The sequence below is a fragment of the Herbaspirillum huttiense genome (genome assembly GCF_047300815.1).
In the GTDB taxonomy this organism is placed as follows: Bacteria; Pseudomonadota; Gammaproteobacteria; order Burkholderiales; family Burkholderiaceae_D; genus Herbaspirillum; species Herbaspirillum huttiense_A.
Map to the genome: position 1 here is coordinate 995,202 of NZ_CP178608.1, position 20,525 is coordinate 1,015,726.

17 protein-coding genes are annotated in these 20,525 nt (G+C 61.9%); 14 read left to right on the forward strand and 3 right to left on the reverse strand.

From position 1 onward, the window contains the following. Positions 1-9 precede the first annotated feature (9 nt). Positions 10-984 (reverse strand): aldose 1-epimerase, encoded by a 975-nt coding sequence (locus ACLRDN_RS04600; protein ID WP_413459157.1) that lies wholly within the window; start codon positions 982-984, stop codon positions 10-12. A gap of 531 nt (positions 985-1,515) precedes the next feature. On the opposite strand from ACLRDN_RS04600, the gene ACLRDN_RS04605 reads away from it, so the two are divergent. The 9 genes from ACLRDN_RS04605 (at position 1,516) to ACLRDN_RS04645 (ending at position 13,348) form a co-directional block, all read left to right on the forward strand. Beyond that, complete coding sequence (locus tag ACLRDN_RS04605) at positions 1,516-2,487, forward strand: ABC transporter substrate-binding protein (RefSeq protein WP_145605258.1); 972 nt, start codon at positions 1,516-1,518, stop codon at positions 2,485-2,487. Positions 2,488-2,615: 128 nt separating this feature from the next. Continuing rightward, on the forward strand, positions 2,616-4,166 hold the full coding sequence (locus tag ACLRDN_RS04610) for a sugar ABC transporter ATP-binding protein (protein WP_413459158.1): 1,551 nt from the start codon (positions 2,616-2,618) through the stop codon (positions 4,164-4,166). Then, positions 4,163-5,242: an ABC transporter permease gene (locus ACLRDN_RS04615; RefSeq protein ID WP_039789111.1), complete on the forward strand. Its 1,080-nt coding sequence runs from the start codon at positions 4,163-4,165 to the stop codon at positions 5,240-5,242. Before ACLRDN_RS04610 ends, ACLRDN_RS04615 begins: the two co-directional genes overlap by 4 nt. Next, positions 5,239-6,261 carry a galactofuranose ABC transporter, permease protein YjfF gene (gene yjfF / locus ACLRDN_RS04620; protein ID WP_413459159.1) on the forward strand — a complete coding sequence of 341 codons (1,023 nt, stop codon included), beginning with the start codon at positions 5,239-5,241 and terminating at the stop codon, positions 6,259-6,261. Before ACLRDN_RS04615 ends, yjfF begins: the two co-directional genes overlap by 4 nt. A 221-nt stretch (positions 6,262-6,482) precedes the next feature. After that, positions 6,483-7,556 (forward strand): multiple monosaccharide ABC transporter substrate-binding protein, encoded by a 1,074-nt coding sequence (gene chvE / locus ACLRDN_RS04625; protein WP_413459160.1) that lies wholly within the window; start codon positions 6,483-6,485, stop codon positions 7,554-7,556. A 225-nt stretch (positions 7,557-7,781) separates the two neighbouring features. Beyond that, positions 7,782-9,338: a multiple monosaccharide ABC transporter ATP-binding protein gene (gene mmsA / locus ACLRDN_RS04630; RefSeq protein WP_413459161.1), complete on the forward strand. Its 1,557-nt coding sequence runs from the start codon at positions 7,782-7,784 to the stop codon at positions 9,336-9,338. Between the two features lie 83 nt (positions 9,339-9,421). Next, positions 9,422-10,642: a multiple monosaccharide ABC transporter permease gene (gene mmsB, locus ACLRDN_RS04635; RefSeq protein ID WP_413459162.1), complete on the forward strand. Its 1,221-nt coding sequence runs from the start codon at positions 9,422-9,424 to the stop codon at positions 10,640-10,642. Between the two features lie 96 nt (positions 10,643-10,738). Continuing rightward, positions 10,739-12,496 carry an IlvD/Edd family dehydratase gene (locus tag ACLRDN_RS04640; RefSeq protein ID WP_413459163.1) on the forward strand — a complete coding sequence of 586 codons (1,758 nt, stop codon included), beginning with the start codon at positions 10,739-10,741 and terminating at the stop codon, positions 12,494-12,496. A gap of 66 nt (positions 12,497-12,562) precedes the next feature. Further along, complete coding sequence (locus ACLRDN_RS04645) at positions 12,563-13,348, forward strand: SDR family NAD(P)-dependent oxidoreductase (protein ID WP_413459164.1); 786 nt, start codon at positions 12,563-12,565, stop codon at positions 13,346-13,348. Between the two features lie 346 nt (positions 13,349-13,694). Here ACLRDN_RS04645 and ACLRDN_RS04650 read toward each other — a convergent pair whose 3' ends face one another. Further along, positions 13,695-14,636: a LysR family transcriptional regulator gene (locus ACLRDN_RS04650; protein WP_008326088.1), complete on the reverse strand. Its 942-nt coding sequence runs from the start codon at positions 14,634-14,636 to the stop codon at positions 13,695-13,697. Positions 14,637-14,958: 322 nt separating this feature from the next. Between ACLRDN_RS04650 and ACLRDN_RS04655 the strand changes: the two genes are divergently transcribed. Further along, positions 14,959-16,098: a porin gene (locus tag ACLRDN_RS04655; RefSeq protein WP_413459165.1), complete on the forward strand. Its 1,140-nt coding sequence runs from the start codon at positions 14,959-14,961 to the stop codon at positions 16,096-16,098. Positions 16,099-16,260: 162 nt separating this feature from the next. Next, a complete protein-coding gene (locus tag ACLRDN_RS04660) occupies positions 16,261-17,142 on the forward strand; it encodes an SMP-30/gluconolactonase/LRE family protein (protein ID WP_413459166.1) in 882 nt (293 codons plus the stop codon). A gap of 68 nt (positions 17,143-17,210) precedes the next feature. Here ACLRDN_RS04660 and ACLRDN_RS04665 read toward each other — a convergent pair whose 3' ends face one another. After that, on the reverse strand, positions 17,211-18,062 hold the full coding sequence (locus ACLRDN_RS04665) for an IclR family transcriptional regulator (protein WP_413459167.1): 852 nt from the start codon (positions 18,060-18,062) through the stop codon (positions 17,211-17,213). On the opposite strand from ACLRDN_RS04665, the gene ACLRDN_RS04670 reads away from it, so the two are divergent. The 3 genes from ACLRDN_RS04670 (at position 18,061) to ACLRDN_RS04680 (ending at position 20,521) form a co-directional block, all read left to right on the forward strand. Next, entirely contained in the window at positions 18,061-18,312 is a 252-nt protein-coding gene (locus tag ACLRDN_RS04670; protein ID WP_413459168.1) for a hypothetical protein, read from the forward strand. The two genes, ACLRDN_RS04665 and ACLRDN_RS04670, sit on opposite strands and share 2 nt — an antisense overlap. Before the next feature lie 111 nt (positions 18,313-18,423). Further along, entirely contained in the window at positions 18,424-19,701 is a 1,278-nt protein-coding gene (locus ACLRDN_RS04675) for an L-fuconate dehydratase (protein ID WP_413459169.1), read from the forward strand. A gap of 43 nt (positions 19,702-19,744) precedes the next feature. Then, on the forward strand, positions 19,745-20,521 hold the full coding sequence (locus ACLRDN_RS04680; protein ID WP_413459170.1) for an SDR family oxidoreductase: 777 nt from the start codon (positions 19,745-19,747) through the stop codon (positions 20,519-20,521). Positions 20,522-20,525: the final 4 nt, after the last annotated feature.

Genomic DNA, 20,525 nt, shown 5'->3' on the forward strand with positions numbered 1-20,525 from the left:
TGGCCGGCGTCAACGCGCCAGGCTTGTCTGTTGGGGGGTGGCCCGCACCGGTTCCTGGGCGATCTCGCAGACCGTGAAGCGGGTCAGCAGCACCATGTCCTCGCCCGGCGCCAGGGCGATCAGGCCGGGCAGCTTGGGCTGGTGGAAGGCATCGATGGGATGCGTGACCGGCTCCAGGCAGAAAAACGGCAGGCCATTGTGGCGGTACATCAGCACGTAGCCGCTGCGATCCGTGGTGTGCATCTGCAGCCGCAGGCCGCGCGTGGGATCTTCGATCATGGCCAGGCCATCCCAGCCTTCGAAACAGTTGTCGATCAGGCCGCCCTGCAGCGGGGCGGCACGGTTGTAATCCCAGCCGGCCGGCAGTTCACGCGAAAAACCGGTGGGGATGCGGTCCGGTCCGGACAGCCACACGCCGCGCGAGCGGAATTGCAGGCGGGTTTGCGCGTCATGCAGGAAATACGGATGCAGGCCCAGGCCGTAGGGTAAGGTTTCGTCGCCCGTGTTGGTCACGCGCAGCTCGATCTCCAGCGCGTTCTCGCGCAGGGTCAGCACTTGCCGCGCACGATAGACGTACGGGTTGCCGTCGCAGCGCACCGAGTCCAGTTCCAGGGCCATGCGGTCCTCGGCCTGGGACACGATGGACCAGGCCTGGCGCCAGCTGTCGCCGTGGATGGGGTAGGGCTCGCCGGCACGGTTGGGCACCAGCGGGTAATGCTTGCCATTGAAATCGAAGCCGCCGCCGGTGATGCGATTGGACCAGGGCAGCAGCGGGAAGCACGCGGTCGCGTACAGCTTTTCCGGGTCGGCACTCCAGGGGCGCAGCAGCGGCAGCCACTTGCGCTCACGCTGCCATTCCCAGCCGGCCAATGCGCCGCCCAGTGCCGGCAGCACGTGCAGGCGCTGGCGCCCTGATTGCAGGGTATGGATTTCCGGCAGCCCCTGGGCGCCTGCGGGTCGGGCATCGCTTGCTCGGGATGGCATGTTGTCTCGTGTCTTGTTATGGAGTGCTGCGTGCATCGTCGGCACAGGAACGCGTTGTCCATCGCGTCGTCCCCTATGGGGCTCTCTGAAGGCGTCGGCAGGAAGAAGGAGTTGGCTCACGTGGGGTCGCGCCCGGTCTTCATGCAGTGCGCTTCAAAAAAAATCTGGCTGATCCTATCACCGCACTCCGATAGGGAATAATGAAAAAATCATCGCAAACGATATCAAAAATGCGCGCCGCATGCCGGCAAGCAAAACGGCAGGCCGGTGTGCCGCATCACGCTGCACGAACGGACAGCCCGGTCCCAACGATGCGCGAAACGATATCGAGAAACATTAAAAATTCATTGGATGCGAATTGGTCGCTTGCCTAATATGGAGCGCGAATCAAGGACGATCAGGGCTGTCCGCGATTCCAACCGCACCGCGCCGCTTCCCATTCAACCCTAAAAATCAAACGCATTCCGGCGCAGCGCACCCCACGCATAGAACAAAGGGAAGTCCACAATTCCCTGCCAACGGAGACTGACAATGAATTCGAAGAGAAGAGCGCTTCTGGGCGCAGCCATTTGCATGAGCCTGGGCAGCGCCGTGAGCTTCCCCGCCTTTGCCGCCGACAAACCACTGACCATGGGCTTCTCCCAGGTGGGTGCCGAAAGTGAATGGCGCACCGCCAATACCGTATCGATCAAGGATGCCGCCAAGCAGGCCGGCGTCAACCTGAAATTCGCCGACGCCCAGCAGAAGCAGGAAAACCAGGTCAAGGCGATCCGCTCCTTCATCGCCCAGAAGGTCGACGTGATCGCCTTCTCGCCGGTGGTGGAGTCCGGCTGGGAAACCGTGCTGCGTGAAGCCAAGGCCGCCAAGATCCCGGTCATCCTCACCGACCGCGCCGTCAACGTCACTGACAAGTCGCTCTACGTCACCTTCATCGGTTCGGACTTCGTGGAAGAAGGCCGCCGCGCCGGCCGCTGGCTGCTGGACAAGGCCAAGTCCCTGCCCGCTGGCGACATCAACATCGTCGAACTGCAAGGCACCGTGGGCTCGGCGCCGGCCATCGACCGCAAGGCTGGTTTCGAGGAAGTCATCAAGAGCGAGCCGCGCCTGAAGATCATCCGCTCGCAGACCGGCGACTTCACCCGCGCCAAGGGCAAGGAAGTGATGGAAGCCTTCCTCAAGGCCGAGGGCAAGAAGATCAACGTGCTCTACGCCCACAATGACGACATGGCCATTGGCGCCATCCAGGCCATCGAAGAAGCGGGCCTGAAGCCTGGCAAGGACATCACCATCATCTCCATCGATGGCGTCAAGGGTGCCTTCGAAGCCATGATGGCCGGCAAGCTCAATGTCACCGTCGAATGCAGCCCGCTGCTGGGTCCGCAACTGATGCAGATCGCCAAGGACATCAAGGCTGGCAAGGAAGTCCCCAAGCGCATCACCACCGAGGAAGGCATCTTCCCGGCTGAAGTGGCGGCCAAGGAATTCCCGAACCGCAAGTATTGAGTCCGGCATGACGGTACTGCGCACGCGCTGGATTGCCCAGGGCGTGCGCGGTGCTTGTGTGGCTTGATGGGGACGCGCGCCAGACGGCGCACGCCCGTCAGGATTCCGATGCTTCTGATGGAGTTGCGATGACGATGTCTGTCGGGACGCAGGCGCGTCCCATGCTGGAATTGAGCGGTATCCACAAGGCATTCGCGGGCGTGAAGGCGCTCACTGATGTCGGCCTGCGGCTGTTCCCGGGGGAAGTGCATACCCTGATGGGACAGAATGGCGCAGGCAAATCCACGCTGATCAAGGTCTTGACCGGCGTGCATGAACCCGATGCAGGCAAGATCGAACTGGATGGCCGCGCCATTTCGCCGGCCTCCACCCTGGAGGCGCAGTCGCTGGGCATCAGCACGGTCTACCAGGAGGTCAACCTGTGTCCCAATCTCTCCGTGGCCGAGAACATCTTCGTGGGCCGCTATCCGCGCCGCTTTGGCCGCATCGACTGGAAGAGCGTGCACGCGCAATCCAGGCAATTGCTGCAGCAGCTGCAGATCGACATCGATGTCGGCGCGCTGCTGTCGTCCTATCCGCTGGCGATCCAGCAGATGGTGGCGATCTCGCGCGCGCTCTCTGTCTCGGCCAAGGTGCTCATTCTCGATGAGCCGACCTCCAGCCTGGACGAAGCCGAGGTCCAGCAACTCTTCAAGGTGCTGCGCCGCCTGCGCGAGCAGGGCATGGCGATTCTTTTCGTGACCCACTTCCTGGACCAGACCTACGACATCTCGGATCGCATTACCGTGCTGCGCAATGGCGTGCGCGAGGGCGAATACCTGGTCGGCGATTTGTCGCGCCTGGATCTGGTCAACAAGATGGTGGGCGTGACCGCCGTCGATCACCGCAAGGTGGAAGCGGGTGCCGAAGCACTGGCTGCAGGTCTGTCGGCCGATGAATCCGGCAAGGGCGAGGTCTTCCTGCAGGCCGATGGTTTCGGCCGGCGTGGCGTGCTGTCTCCGCAGGACCTGGAATTGCGGCGCGGTGAAGTCTTCGGCCTGTGCGGCTTGCTCGGTTCCGGACGGACCGAAATGGCGCGCCTGCTGTTCGGTGCCGACCGCGCCGATTGCGGACAATTGCGCATCGAAGGCCGCAGCGTGAAGCTCGATAATCCGCGCGATGCGATTGCGGCGGGCATCGGATTCTGTTCGGAGGATCGCAAGAAGGAAGGTGCCATCCTTGAACTCTCCGTGCGCGAAAACATCATCCTGGCGCTGCAGGCGCGCCAAGGGTTGTTCCGTGTGCTCCCGCGCAAGCGCCAGAACCAGATCGCTGCCGATTACGTCAAGTGGCTCGGCATCAAGACCGCCGACCTGGAAACGCCCATCGGCCTGCTCTCCGGCGGCAACCAGCAGAAGGCCTTGCTGGCGCGCTGGCTGGCCACCGATCCGGGCATGCTGATCCTGGATGAGCCCACGCGCGGCATCGACGTGCGGGCCAAGCAGGAGATCATGGATTTCGTCATCGCCATGTGCCGCAAGGGCATGTCCATTCTTTTCATTTCCTCGGAGATTCCCGAGGTCCTGCGCTGCAGTGACCGCATGCTGGTGCTGCGCGACCGCCGTGCCTGCGGCCAGTACCGTCGCGGCGAACTCGATGAGCAATCGGTTTTGCAGGTGATCGCGGGAGAGGCCGCATGAGTGCATCCATGGATTCCAAACTGATTCCCGACAGCGCCGCCAGCGGCAGCGCGCCGGCCTTTGCAGCGCTGCTGCGTCACCCGCTGGTGCGTCCCCTGGCAGCGCTGGCCTTGCTGCTGCTGATCGATTTCCTGCTGGTGCCGGGCTTCTTCAAGCTGGAGATCAAGGACGGCCACCTCTATGGCGCACTGATCGACATCATCAACCGTGCGGCACCGCTGATGCTGGCAGCGCTCGGCATGACGCTGGTGATCGCCACGCGCGGGGTGGACATTTCGGTGGGCGCGGTGGTGGCCATCTCGGGTGCTGTTGCGGCCGTTCTCATCGGCGGCAAGATGGTGGTGGTCAATGGTGTCTCTGAATACGTCAGCAACGTACCGATGGTGTGGGCACTGTGCGCGGCGATGGGAGCGGCGCTGCTGTGCGGTGCCTGGAACGGCTTGCTGGTGGCCGGTCTCGGGCTGCAGCCCATCATCGCCACGCTGATCCTGATGGTGGCCGGGCGCGGGCTGGCGCAGCTGCTCACCGATGGCCAGATCGTGACGGTGTATTACAAGCCCTTCTTCTTCCTAGGCGGGGGCTACCTGTTCGGCTTGCCCTTCTCGCTCTACATCGCCGGGGCCATGTTCCTGCTGCTGGCGTTGCTGATGAAGAAGACCGCGCTGGGCCTGTTCATCCAGTCGGTCGGCATCAATCCGGTGGCCTCGCGCCTGGCCGGCATCCGTACTGCCGCGCTGATCTTCTTCGTCTACATGTTCTGCAGTGCCTGCGCTGGCCTGGCGGGGCTGATGATCGCCTCCAACATCAAGAGCGCCGACGCCAACAACGCCGGCCTGTTGCTGGAACTGGATGCGATCCTGGCCGTGACCCTGGGCGGCACGTCGCTTGCCGGCGGAAAGTTCAGCCTGGTGGGCAGCGTCATCGGCGCGCTCATCATCCAGACGCTGACTTATACGATCTATTCGCTGGGGGTGCCGCCGGAAGTCAATATGGTGGTCAAGTCCATCGTGGTGTTCCTGGTCTGCCTGTCGCAGTCGCCGGAGTTCCGCCGCATGTTGAGGATGTCCAAATCATGATGCTTGCTTCTTCCTTGCGGCGCGCTTCGCACGCGCCGTGGTTTACCTCCATGGTCACGGTGGCGCTGCTGGTGCTGATGCTGGTCATCGGGGCGTTTGGCTACGATGGCTTCCTGTCGCCGCAGGTGATGCTGAACCTGCTGATCGACAATGCCTTCCTGCTGGTAGTGGCCATCGGCATGACTTTCGTCATCCTCTCCGGCGGCATCGACCTCTCGGTCGGTTCGGTGCTGGCGCTGACCACGATGGTGGCGGCCTTCCTGCTGCAGAACTGGCACTGGCCGCCGCTGCTGGTGATTGCCACCGTCCTGCTGATGGGCGCAGGCTTTGGTGCGGCGATGGGCGCGATGATCCATTACTTCAAACTGCAGGCCTTCATCGTCACGCTGGCCGGGATGTTCCTGGCGCGCGGGCTGTGCTACCTCATCAGCATCAATTCCATCACCATCGATGAGCCGCTGTTCGTGGAACTGTCGCAGACGCGGCTGGAGTTTGGCGGGCTGTTCATCTCCCCCAGCGTGGTGATTGCCCTGATCGTGCTGGCCGTAGCGATCTGGATGGCGCACGGCACCCGCTTTGGACGCGCCGTCTACGCCATCGGCGGCAGCGAGAGTTCGGCGCTGCTGATGGGCTTGCCGGTCGGGCGCACCAAGGTCCTGGTGTATGCCTTCAGCGGTTTCTGTGCATCGGTGGGCGGCGTGCTGTTTTCCTTCTACATGCTCTCCGGGTACGGATTGCATGCCCAGGGTGTGGAGCTGGATGCGATTGCGGCCGTGGTCATCGGCGGCACCTTGCTGACCGGCGGCTATGGTTACGTGGCCGGAACACTCACGGGCGTGCTCATCCTTGGCGTGATCCAGACCCTCATTGCCTTCGATGGCAGCCTCAGTTCCTGGTGGACCAAGATCTTCATTGGTGCGCTGCTGTTCGTCTTTTGCGTCGCGCAGCGTGTCATTTCCCTGGGAGCCCTGCGCGGCAAATCGGCCGGATCGGCGAAAGCCGCGCCAGCCGTGGCTTAGGCGGGATTTTTTAAGCTTAATTAAGATAACTTTACATAGAGGGAGTTATACCGAAAAACATATCCATTACGCTCAAAAAATCATTAGAAATGTATTGGTAAAGCAATTAATGTAGAGCCCGCAAAACAGTTGCTCTGCATGACATTCATCAGAACTAGAGGCGCTGTTTTAGAAATAACTACAACACGCCATTCCATAAATAGAGACTGGAGACTCGAAGCATGAAAATCAAATCCGTATTGAGCGGTATTGCCCTCGGCCTGGGCGTGACCCTGATGTCCATCAGCGCCCAAGTGAGCGCGCAGAGCAAGCAGCTGGTCGGCGTGGCCATGCCCACCAAGTCCTCGGCCCGCTGGATCGCCGACGGCAACAACATGGTCAAGGTCTTGAAGGAAAAGGGCTACCAGACCGACCTGCAATACGCGGAAGACGACATTCCCAACCAGCTGTCCCAGATCGAGAACATGCTGACCAAGGGCGCCAAGGTGCTGGTGATCGCCGCCATCGACGGCACCACCCTGACCGACGTGCTGCAGAAGGCCGCCGACAAGGGCGTCAAGGTCATCGCGTATGACCGCTTGATCCGTGGCTCCAAGAACGTCGACTACTACGCCACCTTCGACAACTTCCAGGTCGGCGTGCTGCAGGCACAATCGCTGGAAAAGGCCCTGGGCCTGAAGGAAGGCAAGGGTCCGTTCAACATCGAACTGTTCGGCGGTTCTTCGGACGACAACAACGCCTTCTTCTTCTACAACGGCGCCATGTCGGTGCTGAAGCCCTACATCGACAGCGGCAAGCTGGTGGTGCGTTCCAAGCAGATGGGCATGGACAAGGTCGCGACCCTGCGCTGGGATCCGGCTACCGCACAAGCCCGTATGGATAACCTGCTGTCGGCCTTCTACACCAACGCCAAGGTCAACGCCGTGCTGTCCCCGTATGACGGCCTGTCCATCGGTATCCTGTCCTCGCTGCGCGGCGTCGGCTACGGCACCCCGCAACAGCCGTTCCCGTTCGTCTCGGGCCAGGATGCGGAAGTGCCTTCGGTCAAGTCCATCATCCGTGGCGAGCAGTACTCCACCATCTTCAAGGACACCCGCGAACTGGCCAAGGTTACCGTCGGCATGGTGGATGCCGTCCTGGGTGGCAAGCAGCCCCAGATCAACGATACCAAGACCTACAACAACGGCGTGAAGGTTGTGCCTTCCTACCTGTTGAAGCCGGTCGTGGTCGACAAGTCGAACTGGAAGGAAATCCTGATCGGCAGCGGCTACTACACCGAAGCGCAAGTGAAGTAATCCTTTGATGTAATACGCGGGCGGCCGGCATCTCCGGTGCTGCTGCCCGCAGCAAGATCGCAGTACCCAACAAGAACAAGAATCACCGTACGAAGAACAGCATGGTCCCGCTCTGTGCGGGACTAATTCTTTCAGGAAGTCGCGCTTGCCCCACTGCAACGCGCAAGAGACAAACAAGTCCGGCTACGTCCTCGACGCAAGACCGGCAAAAGAGAGGTCAGCATCATGAGCAACATTCTGGAAATGCGCGGCATCGAGAAGAGCTTCCCGGGTGTGAAGGCGTTGAACAACGTCAACCTGGCAGTGCGCGAAGGCGAGATCCATGCGATCGTCGGCGAAAACGGCGCCGGCAAATCCACGCTGATGAAGGTGCTCTCGGGCGTCTACCCGCACGGCAGCTATTCCGGCGACATCGTCTACAAGGGTGAGGTACGTGCCTTCAAGGATATCCGCGACAGCGAACACCTGGGCATCATCATCATCCACCAGGAGCTGGCCCTGGTGCCGCTGCTCTCCGTGATGGAAAACCTGTTCCTGGGCAACGAACAAGCCCGTGGCGGCGTGATCGACTGGGAACACTCCTACGTGCGCGCCAAGGAACTGCTGGCCAAGGTCGGCCTGAAGGAATCCCCGCTGACCAAGGTCGGTGACCTGGGCGTGGGCAAGCAGCAGTTGATCGAGATCGCCAAGGCGCTCTCCAAGGAAGTCAAGCTGCTGATCCTGGACGAGCCGACCGCCAGCCTCAATGAAAGCGACTCCGATGCGCTCCTGGAGCTGCTGCTGGAACTGAAGCGCCAGGGCATCGCCTCGATCCTGATCTCGCACAAGCTCAACGAAATTTCCAAGGTGGCCGATTCGATCACCGTGCTGCGCGACGGCACCACGGTCGATACCTTCGACTGCCGCGCTGAACCGATCAGCGAAGACCGCATCATCCAGCACATGGTGGGCCGCGAAATGGCCGACCGTTATCCGCAGCGTGATCCGCAGATCGGCGACGTGATTTTCGAAGTGCGCGACTGGCGCGTACACCACCCGCTGCACTCGGACCGCCTGGCCATCAAGGACGTCAACATGACCGTGCGCGCCGGCGAGATCGTCGGCATCGCCGGCCTCATGGGTGCGGGCCGTACCGAGCTGGCCAAGAGCATCTTCGGCCGCGCCTACGGCAAGAAGATTACCGGCCAGGCCTTCCTGCACGGCAAGGAAGTGGACCTGTCCACCATCGAGAAGGCCATCGACAAGGGCATCGCCTACGTCACCGAAGACCGCAAGGGCGATGGCCTGGTACTGGAAGAAGACATCAAGAAGAACATATCGCTGGCCAACCTGGGCGGCGTCTCCGAGCGCACCGTCATCGACGAGGCGCGCGAGTACAAGATTGCTGCGGATTTCAAGCAGCAGATGCGCATCCGCTGTTCCAGCGTGCTGCAGAAGGTGGTCAACCTCTCCGGCGGCAATCAGCAAAAGGTGGTGCTGTCGAAGTGGCTGTTCTCCCAGCCGGAAGTGCTGATCCTGGATGAACCCACGCGCGGCATCGACGTCGGCGCCAAGTTCGAGATCTACAACATCATCAGCAAGCTGGCGGCCGAGGGCAAGTGCATCATCATGATCTCTTCGGAAATGCCGGAACTGCTGGGCATGTGCGACCGCATCTACGTGATGAACGAAGGCCAGTTCGTGGGCCACCTGCCCAAGGCCGAGGCGACCCAGGAAAGCATCATGCGCGCCATCATGCGCAACAAGCGCATCGATGATCCGGGCCTGTCGCAAGCCGCCTGACACCCCATTACCAAGCCGGAGCCAAACCGGCAGCATCACCCATAAAGTCCATCAAGACCAGAGAGCACCCGAGGAGCAAGACAATGGAGAGCATTGACATGAGCAAGAAACCGACCGCTGCGGCCGTCGCCAGCGGCGCCGTCGAGAAGAAGGACTACGGCAGCTTCCTGAAGAACAACATGCGCGAATACGGCATGCTGATGTCGCTGGTGGCCATCATGGCCTTCTTCCAGATCATGACCGACGGCACGCTGATGCGTCCGCTGAACCTGACCAACCTGGTCCTGCAGAACAGCTACATCGTCATCATGGCGCTGGGCATGCTGATGGTGATCGTGGCCGGCCACATCGACCTGTCGGTGGGTTCGGTGGTGGGCCTCATCGGCGCACTGGCCGCCGTGCTGATGGTGGACTACGGCTGGGGCTTCGTGCCGGCCTCCATCGTCTGCCTGATCGCCGGTGCCTTGATCGGTGCGGCGCAGGGCTACTGGATCGCCTACTTCAAGATCCCGTCCTTCATCGTCACCCTGGCCGGCATGCTGGTCTTCAAGGGCATGGCGCTGGCGCTGCTGCAAGGCCAGTCGCTGGGCCCCTTCCCACAGACCTTCCAGATGCTGTCCTCGGGCTTCATTCCTGAGCTGACCGACAACACCACTTTCCGTACCACCTCGCTGGTCGTGGGCATCATCGCCGCCGTGGTGCTGATCCTGGTCAAGCTGCATGGCCGCCGCAAGCAGACCAAGCATGGCATGGAAGATGAACCGGCCATGTTCTTCCTGCTCAAGAACGGTGTCTTTGCCATCGCCATCATCGCCTTCAGCTACCTGCTGTCGACCTATCGCGGCATGCCCAACGTGCTCATCATCATGTTCGGCCTGATGGTGCTCTACACCTTCATCACCAGCCGCACCACCCTGGGCCGCCGCGTCTACGCCGTGGGCGGCAACGAGAAGGCGGCCAAGCTGTCGGGCATCAAGACCGAGCGCGTGTCCTTCTTCACCTTCGTCAACATGGGCGTGCTGGCGGCACTGGCCGGCCTGATCTTCGCAGCGCGCCTGAACACCGCCACCCCCAAGGCTGGCCTGGGCTTCGAGCTGGACGTGATTGCAGCCTGCTTCATCGGCGGCGCATCGGCCTCCGGCGGCGTGGGCAAGGTCATGGGTGCGGTCATCGGCGCCTTCATCATGGGCGTGATGAACAACGGCATGTCCATCATGGGCATCGGCATCGACTACCAGCAGATGATCAAGGGCCTGGTCCTGCTGATGGCCGTCTGCTTCGACGTCTACAACAAGAACAAGTAATCCGGATCAAGCAAGGCGGGCCTGGCGCCCGCCTTTTGCATTCGGGTGCAAGCGTTTTTCAAGATCCTTCGTTTTCTGTCATTCGGGAATTCAACAATGAGTAGCGACAAAAAAGACAAGAGCCGGACCCTGCGCTCGGCCGGCTGGTTCGGTACCGCCGACAAGAACGGTTTCATGTACCGCAGCTGGATGAAGAACCAGGGCATCCCCGACCACGAGTTCCAGGGCAAGCCGGTCATCGGCATCTGCAATACCTGGTCGGAACTGACGCCCTGCAACGCCCACTTCCGCAAGATCGCCGAACACGTGCGTCGCGGCATCATCGAAGCCGGTGGCTTCCCGGTGGAATTCCCGGTGTTCTCCAACGGTGAATCGAACCTGCGCCCGACCGCCATGCTGACCCGCAACCTGGCCAGCATGGACGTGGAAGAGTCGATCCGCGGCAATCCCATCGATGGCGTGGTGCTGCTGACCGGCTGCGACAAGACCACTCCGGCCCTGCTGATGGGCGCGGCCAGCTGCGACGTGCCGGCCATCGTCGTGACCGGCGGCCCGATGTTGAACGGCAAGCATCAGGGCCGCGACATCGGTTCCGGTACCGTGGTGTGGCAATTGTCGGAACAGGTCAAGGCCGGTGAAATCACCATCCACGACTTCATGGCGGCCGAAGCCGGCATGTCGCGTTCGGCCGGTACCTGCAACACCATGGGCACCGCCTCCACCATGGCCTGCATGGCCGAGTCGCTGGGCGTGTCGTTGCCGCACAATGCAGCGATTCCCGCCGTGGATGCGCGCCGTTATGTTCTCGCGCACTTGTCCGGCATGCGTATCGTCGACATGGTCTGGGAAGGCCTGACCTTGTCGAAGATCCTGACCCGCAAGGCCTTCGAGAATGCGATCCGCACCAACGCCGCCATCGGCGGTTCCACCAATGCCGTGATCCACCTCAAGGCCATCGCCGGCCGCATCGGCGTGGACCTGGAACTGGAAGACTGGACCCGCATCGGCCGTGGCACCCCGACCATCGTTGACCTGCAGCCCTCGGGCCGCTACCTGATGGAAGAGTTCTACTATGCCGGCGGCCTGCCTGCCGTGCTGCGCCGCCTGGGCGAAGCCGACCTGCTGCCGCACAAGGATGCCCTGACCGTCAACGGCCAGACCATGTGGGACAACGTCAAGGATGCGCCGATCTACAACGATGAAGTGGTGCGCCCGCTGGCCAAGCCGCTCATCGAAGATGGCGGCATCTGCATCCTGCGCGGCAACCTGGCGCCGCGCGGCGCCGTGTTGAAACCCTCGGCCGCCACGCCGGAACTGATGAAGCATCGCGGCCGCGCCGTGGTCTTCGAGGACTTCAACCACTACAAGGAACGCATCAACGATCCTGACCTGGATGTGGATGCCAGCTGCGTGCTGGTGATGAAGAACGTCGGTCCCAAGGGTTATCCGGGCATGGCCGAAGTGGGCAACATGGGCTTGCCGCCCAAGGTGCTGGCCACCGGTGTGAAGGACATGGTCCGCATCTCGGATGCACGCATGAGCGGCACCGCCTATGGCACCGTGATCCTGCACGTGGCGCCGGAAGCGGCTGCCGGCGGTCCGCTGGGCATCGTCCAGGATGGCGACTTCATCGAGCTCGACGCCTATGCCGGCAAGCTGCAGCTCGATATCAGCGAAGAAGAGATGCAGCGCCGCCTGGCCGAACGCGCCAAGGTGCTGGCCGAGCGCAAGCCCGAGATGGTCGGCGGCTACCAGTCCCTGTATGTGGACCGCGTGCTGCAGGCTGACCAGGGCTGCGACTTCGACTTCCTGGTCGGTTGCCGTGGCGCGGCCGTGCCCAAGCACTCGCACTGATCTTCTTCCCGTCATCATGATGCCGGTGCCGCGCCTGGCGCGCGCACCGGCCTGCAAGGAAACCTCATGAGCAATACCCCCCAGAACGTGCAACTGGCGAACTTCCCCAGCCTCAAGGGCAAGCGCGTCTTCATCACCGGCGGTGGCACCGGCATCGGTGCGGCCATCGTCGAAGCCTTTGCGCAACAAGGTGCACAGGTCGCCTTCGTCGATATCGCCACCGAAGCCAGCGAGGCGCTGTGCAATGAAGTGGCCGCCGCGGGTCACCCCAAGCCGCTGTTCCGCCATTGCGACCTGCGCGACATCCCGGCCTTCCAGGCCACCATCGCCGAGCTGCAAGGCCTCTTGGGCGACTTCGACGTGCTGGTCAACAATGCCGCCAACGACCAGCGTCACAAGCTAGAAGAAGTGACGCTGGAGTACTGGAATGACCGCATCGCCATCAACCAGCGTCCGTCCTTCTTCGCCGTGCAGGCGGTGGTGGAAGGCATGAAGCGCCGGGGTGGCGGGTCCATCATCAACTTCAGCTCGATCAGCTGGCACCAGTCCAGCGGCGGCTTCCCGGTCTACACCACGGCCAAGGCCTCGACCCTGGGCTTGACCCGCGGCTTGGCACGCGACCTCGGTCCGCACAAGATCCGCGTCAATACCGTGACACCGGGCTGGGTCATGACCGAGCGCCAGATCCAGCTGTGGCTGGATGAAGAAGGCAAGAAGGCGATTGCCCGCAACCAGTGCCTGCAGGGCGACCTGCTGCCGTGGCACCTGGCGCGCATGGTGCTGTTCCTGGCCGCCGACGACAGCGCAATGTGTACCGCGCAGGAATTCATCGTCGACGCCAGCTGGGTGTGACAGGTTGCTGAGGCGCATCTGCGCATCGGACTAAAAAGAGTCGCCAAATGGCGACTCTTTTTTTTGCGCAAATTTTGCGCAAACGCCAAAAGGGTTTGGAGGCGGGACGGAAAGTGAGCCGGTTTCAGAAAAAAGCTGTATGACAGCTTGGAAAAACTTAGTTTTTTACGCGTTTGAAGTGTTGTTTTTTAGTCGCGTTTTTTTAAAGTTTCGGCGTGCGTGAATTCTGTTTTGATGCCGTGCGGGCGGCCGAATTCAGAGAGTCTTACGTTACCTTACATTTCTTAATAAAACTCGACGCAGCCAACCGACCCCGGCAAGCAGATGGCCGGGCAGCCGGAGTGGATCAGTAGATCATCTTCGCCACTTCGCGGATGGCTTGCAGGACCAGGTTGGCCCCTGGCGAGAGCAGGTTGTCCTGGCGCGTGATGATGCCGAAGCCGGCCATGCGGCAGGGCAGCTCGATGGGCAGGATATCCATCAGGCGGGCCTGGGTGTAGTAGCGCGCTACTTCGGTGGGCATGGCGTAGATGAAATCGGTCTGCTGCAACAGGCTCGTGATGAACAGGATGGCGGTGGTGTCGACCACGTTGGAGGGCGGCGCCAGGCCCTGCTCGCGGAACATCTGGTCGCAGCGGGCGCGCAGGATGCTGCCCTTGGGGGCCATGATCCAGGCCTCGCTGGCCAGGTCGGCCAGGCTCAGGTCGGTGCGGGTGTGGAACGGATGGCCCACGCGCGCCACGGCGCACACCGGCTCGTCGGCCAGCTCTTCATAGAGCAGCCCGCCCCGCGCTTCCTCATCCAGGATGCGGCCGATGATGAAGTCCAGCTCGCCATGCAGCAGGCGCGAGAGCAGGATGTTGCTGCTCTCGACCTCCACGCCGATGCGCAGCATCGGGGCCTGTTCCTTGACCCGCGCGATGGCTGGCGGCAACAGGGCCATGCCGGGCGAGAGGATCACGCCCACGTCGACCTGGCCGGAGAGGCCCGATTTCAGGGCCACGATGTCCTCGTGGGCCTTGGACAGGCTGGTCAGGGCCATGCGCGCATGGCGGATCATGGCCTCGCCATAGATGGTGGGCCGCATGCCGCGCGGCAGGCGCTCGAACAGCGACACGCCCAGCATGTCTTCGAGGTCCTTGAGTTGCTTGGAAGCAGCCGGCTGCGTCATGTTGAGCTCGCTGGCAGCGCGGTGGATGTTGCGGGTGTCGTCGAGAGCGATCAGCAGAAGGAGCTGACGGGTCTTCAATCGCGCCCGCAGAAACCAGTTCGGGTCACTGTTTTTCATAAGTCTCCGGGGACGGTTTTCTAAATTTTTTCAATCGTTTTTTTATTAGGAATTGATGATATCAAATCGCATATCGGAATTGCTAAAGATTTCATTGGAAAGACATGAACCGAATACTTAGTATCTAGCCACATTCCGGGCTGTACAGGAGACAACCCACGCAGCAGCGGAATGAAAGAAGAGAAGGTCGGGCAGCATCAAAAACAACAAGTTGGGAGACTGTCAGGAGTCCGTCAGGATCCAGGGGTCTGAAGTGCAACGCTGCACGGCCAAGCCCACCGACGAAAAAAATTTTAAACGGCAATATCCACGGAGACTATTCATGAAGCAAGTGAAGCCATCCTTTATTGGAGCAAAGACCCTGTGCGCGCTCGCGCTGATGGGTGCGTTCTCGGCACAGGCGCAGGCGCAAAGCAGTGTCACCATCTACGGCCGCGTGGTCGCCGGTATCGACTTCCAGACCAACGCCGGTCCCAACGGCAAGGGCACCAAGTGGAGCGCTGCCAACAACCAATGGGGCACCAGCATGATCGGCTTCAAGGGCACGGAAGACCTGGGCGGTGGTACCAATGCCTTCTTCCTGCTGGAATCCGGTTTCAACTCGACCAAGGGCAGCTTCAACGGTTCCGATACCAGCAACGGTAACGCACTGTTCAACCGTCGTTCCTACGTCGGCCTGTCGTCGGCCAGCGCCGGCTCCATCAAGTTCGGCAAGAACCTGTTCATCAACAACGACGTCTGGTACCTCGATCCGACCGGCCAGCAGGCCATCGGCACCTCGGTCCTGGTCAACGGCCGCAACTGGCCGGGCGCGTCCAACGTGATCGAGTACAACAGCCCTGACATGGCCGGTTTCACCGTCAACCTGCAGACCAGCCTGGGCGAAAAGCCGGGTTCGTTCAACGGTGGCGTGACCAACGCCGGTTCCAGTGACGGCCGCAAGGACGGCATCTCGCTGGCCTACCAGAAGAACGGCCTGGAACTGCGCGCCATCTATGACGTCGTGCGTGATGCCAACGGCAACTACAGCGACCTGTGGGGTCACTCCAAGGAGCTGATCCTGGGTGGTACCTACAAGTTCGACAAGCTCAAGATGTTCGTCGGTTACGAAAACCTGCGTGCCTCCAACGCTCCCGCAGGCGCTCCGAACCGCGCCAACCACTACTGGCTGGGTGCCAACTATGACGTGACCTCGCAACTGCAACTGGTCGCCTCGTGGTTCCACGTCAACGCCAACAACGCTTCGGTCAGTTCGGCTGGCGTCGCCAACGGCGGTGGTACGGCCAACCTGTACATGGCTGGCGTGAACTACTTCCTGTCCAAGCGTACCCTGCTGTACGTCGACGTGGGCACCGTGCGTAACGGCACCGGCGCTGGTCACATCCTGGAAAACGGTGCTGAAAGCGGCGTTTCCGGCCTGAAGCAGACCGGCGGTTACTTCGGTATCGCCCACTCGTTCTGATGTAACGAATAGCAGTAACGTAATCCTTCCTGAGGTGGTCTTGATGTAGTTGAGGGTGGGCGCAAGCCCACCCTTTTTTGTCGTTGCGAGGGACGTTTTACGACGTTCTTCAAATCATTTATATCGTTTGTTTCATTGACTTGATTGGTAGGCGGAACCCTGATGAATGCGCAATTGCTGGTTGACGGACATCATGAACTGGGCGAAGGCGTGCTGTGGTGCGAGCGCTCGCAGACGGTCTTCTGGACCGATATCCATGCTTCCCGCCTGTGGAATCACGACCCCGCCAGCGGCGCCACCCGCAGCTGGGCCATGCCGGAACGCCTGTGCTGCTTTGCCTTCACGGCCGATCCAAAGCGGCTGCTGATCGGACTGGCCTCGCGCCTGGCCTTCTTCGACCTGGACACCGGCAGCATGACCCCGATCTGCCGCATCGAAGGCGACTTGCCGACCACACGCCTGAACGATGGCCGCTGCGACCGCCAGGGCCGCTTCGTCTTCGGCACGCTCAATGAGGACGCGGGCCGCGCGCCCATCGCCAGCTTCTATCGCCTCAATGCCGACCTGAGCCTGGAGCGCCTGGCGCTGCCGGGCATCGCCATTTCCAACAGCATCTGCTTCAGCCTCGATGGCAAGCTGATGTATCACTGCGACTCCATGGCCGGCAAGATCATGGTGTGCGATTACGACACCGCCAGCGGCGCGGTCACCCATCAACGCCTCTTTGCCGACCTGGCGCAACAGCCGGGCGGCCCCGATGGCTCGACCGTCGACGCTGACGGCTACCTCTGGAATGCCCAGTGGGGCGGTGCGCGCGTGGTGCGTTTCGCACCCGATGGCTGCGTTGACCGCATCATCGACATGCCCACGGCGCAGCCTTCCTGCGTGGCCTTCGGGGGCGCTGCCTTCGATACCTTGTTCGTGACCACAGCCCACGAAGGCATGAGCGCCGAACAGCGTGCCGAGGATGCGCTGGCCGGTGCGCTCTTCAGCGTGCCGGGCCTGGATGTGCGCGGTCTGCCCGAAGTGCGTTTCGCCGGCTGATGTCTCACTGATGTCTCCATTGCCGTGCGGCATTCGTCCCGCACGTCGCACTTGCAGCGGGTCCGGATTCAGGACCCGAAACTCGAATCCCCCATCAGCCGCGACAGCCGCGCCGAGACTTCCTGGACGATGCCTTGCACCTCGTCCAGGCTGGGATTGACCTTCTTGTCGATGCGTTCGATATAGGGCACGTTCAAGGCTGCCAGCATGCGGTTGTTGGCCCCCATCACCGGGTAGGACAGGTTGATGACGCCACGGATCTGCCGGCTCTCCATGCGCGAGTGGCCGCGTTTGCGCGTGTCCTCGATCTGGCGCATCAGTTGCGCCGTCTCGATTTCCTGTTCGCCATCCATGCGCACGTGCGCGGCCAGCATGCCGGCGCGCTCGGCCTCATCGCGAAAAGCCAGCAGCACATGGCCCGAGGCAGTATCGGTCAGGCTCACCAGCGCACCGACCTTCAGGCCGAAGGCCCAGCGTTCGGGGCTGTCCACTTGCGCCACCACGATCACCCGTCCCGCCTCATAGACCGTCAGGTGCGTGGACTGCATGGCGCGGTTGGCCAGCTCGCGCATATGGGGCAGGGCGGTGCTGACCAAGGAACGGATCGGCTGGTGATGATGCGCCAGCTCGAAGAGCTTCAGCGACAGGCGGTAGTGATCGTTGTCGGCCACCAGGTAGCCGCGCTGCTCCAGCGTGACCACCATGCGAAAGATTTCATTGACGCTGCGCCCCAGCTGCCGCGAGATCTGGTTCAGGGTCAGCATCTGTTCCGAGCGGCTCAGCAACTCCAGGATATCGAGCCCCTTGTCCAGCGCCGGCGCGGCATAGCGCGTCTTGCCGCTGGCGTTTTCCTCTTCATGGTCGGCGGCCGTCTGCACGGCAGGGACCTCGGCGGGATTGATTTTGCGGGTTCTGGGCATGGCGTTTGAGGGCGCAATAAGGAGCGGGATCGCAAAAGCGGAGGGTTTCTGGGGCCGGATTGTAGGGGATTTTGATGAAAAATCCATTTTATTCATGAAATATTTTTTCATGAATGACCTGGGAAGCCCAAGTCCTCATTCCGAAATCGATATCGCTCAGGTCGGAAACTTCATCGGGCTGGCGCTGCAATGGGAGGATAATCAAGGTTATGCTCTGGCACTCACAGATGAAATCATATTTTATTTGTGAGTAAAAACAAAAGAGGGGCCCGGCCCCGGAGACGATCACCCCGGCCTTCCGTGACGGACGGCCCCCGCCGGCCGCGGCACGCCACCGCAGCGGCATCCACGCTAGAGACCGATGACCAAGATTACTGCCCTGCGCGTGCTGGACGTACGCTTCCCCACTTCGCTGTCGCTCGATGGTTCCGATGCCATGAATCCGGACCCGGATTACTCCGCCGCCTACGTCATCCTCGATACCGACAATGAACAACTGAAAGGCCACGGCCTGACCTTCACCATCGGCCGTGGCAACGAGATCTGCTGCGCGGCCATCCGTGCCATGGAACACCTGGTGGTGGGCCTGGACCTGGACTGGATCGCCGCCGACATGGGCCGCTTCTGGCGCCACGTCACCTCCGACAGCCAGCTGCGCTGGATCGGCCCGGACAAGGGCGCCATCCACCTGGCCACCGGCGCGGTGGTCAACGCCGCCTGGGACCTGTGGGCCAAGGCAGCGGGCAAGCCGGTCTGGAAACTGGTGGCCGAGATGTCGCCCGAGGAACTGGTACGCACCATCGATTTTCGCTACATCACCGATTGCATCACCCCCGACGAAGCGCTGGCCCTGTTGCGCGACAAGGAAGCCGGCAAGGCCGAACGCCTGCGCATCCTGGAACAGGAAGGCTATCCCTGCTACACCACCTCGGCCGGCTGGCTGGGCTATGACGATGCCAAGCTGCGCCGCCTGTGCCAGGAAGCCATCGACCAGGGCTTCAACTACGTCAAGCTCAAGGTCGGCCGCGACCTGGAAGACGACAAGCGCCGCGTGCGCATCGCCCGCGAGGTGCTGGGGCCGGACCGCAATCTGATGATCGATGCCAACCAGGTATGGGAAGTGGACCAGGCCATCGACTGGGTCAACGAGCTGGCCTTCGCGCAACCGTGGTTCATCGAGGAGCCGACCAGCCCGGATGACGTGGAAGGGCACCGCAAGATCCGCGCAGGCATTGGCGCGGTCAAGGTCGCCACCGGCGAGATGTGCCAGAACCGGGTGCTGTTCAAGCAGTTCATCATGCGCGACGCCATCGACGTGGTGCAGATCGATTCCTGCCGCCTGGGCGGCGTCAATGAAATCCTGGCCGTCATGCTCATGGCGGCCAAATACGGCAAGGTGGTCTGCCCGCACGCGGGCGGCGTGGGCCTGTGTGAATACGTGCAGCACCTGTCGATGATCGACTACCTGTGCATTTCCGGCAGCAAGGAAGGGCGCGTGACCGAATACGTGGACCACCTGCACGAACACTTCGTGGACCCCTGCGTGATCCGCAATGCGGCCTACATGCCACCCGCCTTGCCGGGTTTTTCGATCGAAATGAAGCCCGCTTCCCTGGAGCAATACCGTTTCCGGGGCTGAGGCTGCCTCCCCCACGACAAGATGAACGAAAACGGAGACTGATGTGGACTTGAACCTGCAAGAGAAGGTAGTCATCGTGACCGGCGGCGCCTCCGGCATCGGTGGCGCGATCAGCCTGCAGCTGGCGGCCGAAGGGGCCATTCCGGTGATCTTCGCGCGCAGCGAGCCGGACCCGCAGTTCTGGACCCGCCTGACCGGCCTGCAGCCGCACGCCGCCCTGTTCCAGCTGGAATTGCAGGACGAGGCGCGTTGTGGCGAAGCCGTGGCCGAGACGGTGCGCCGCTTCGGCCGCCTGGACGGCCTGGTCAACAATGCCGGCGTCAATGACAGTGTGGGGCTGGAGGCCGGGCGCGATGCCTTTGTGGCCTCGCTGGAACGCAATCTCATCCATTACTACGTGATGGCGCATTACTGCGTGCCGCATCTGAAGGCCACGCGCGGCTCCATCCTCAATGTCTCTTCCAAGACCGCCCTGACAGGGCAAGGCAATACCAGCGGCTATTGCGCCTCCAAGGGTGCGCAACTGTCGCTCACGCGCGAATGGGCTGCGTCCTTGCGCGAGGATGGCGTGCGCGTCAACGCCTTGATCCCGGCCGAGGTGATGACCCCGCTCTACGAGAAATGGATCGCCACCTTCGAGAATCCGCAAGAGAAGCTGGACGCCATCACCAGCAAGATCCCGCTGGGCAAGCGCTTCACCACCTCCGAAGAAATGGCGGACATGGCGGTGTTCCTGCTCTCGGGCCGCTCTTCGCATACCACCGGGCAATGGGTTTTCGTCGATGGCGGCTATACCCATCTCGACCGCGCCTTGACCTGAGGCT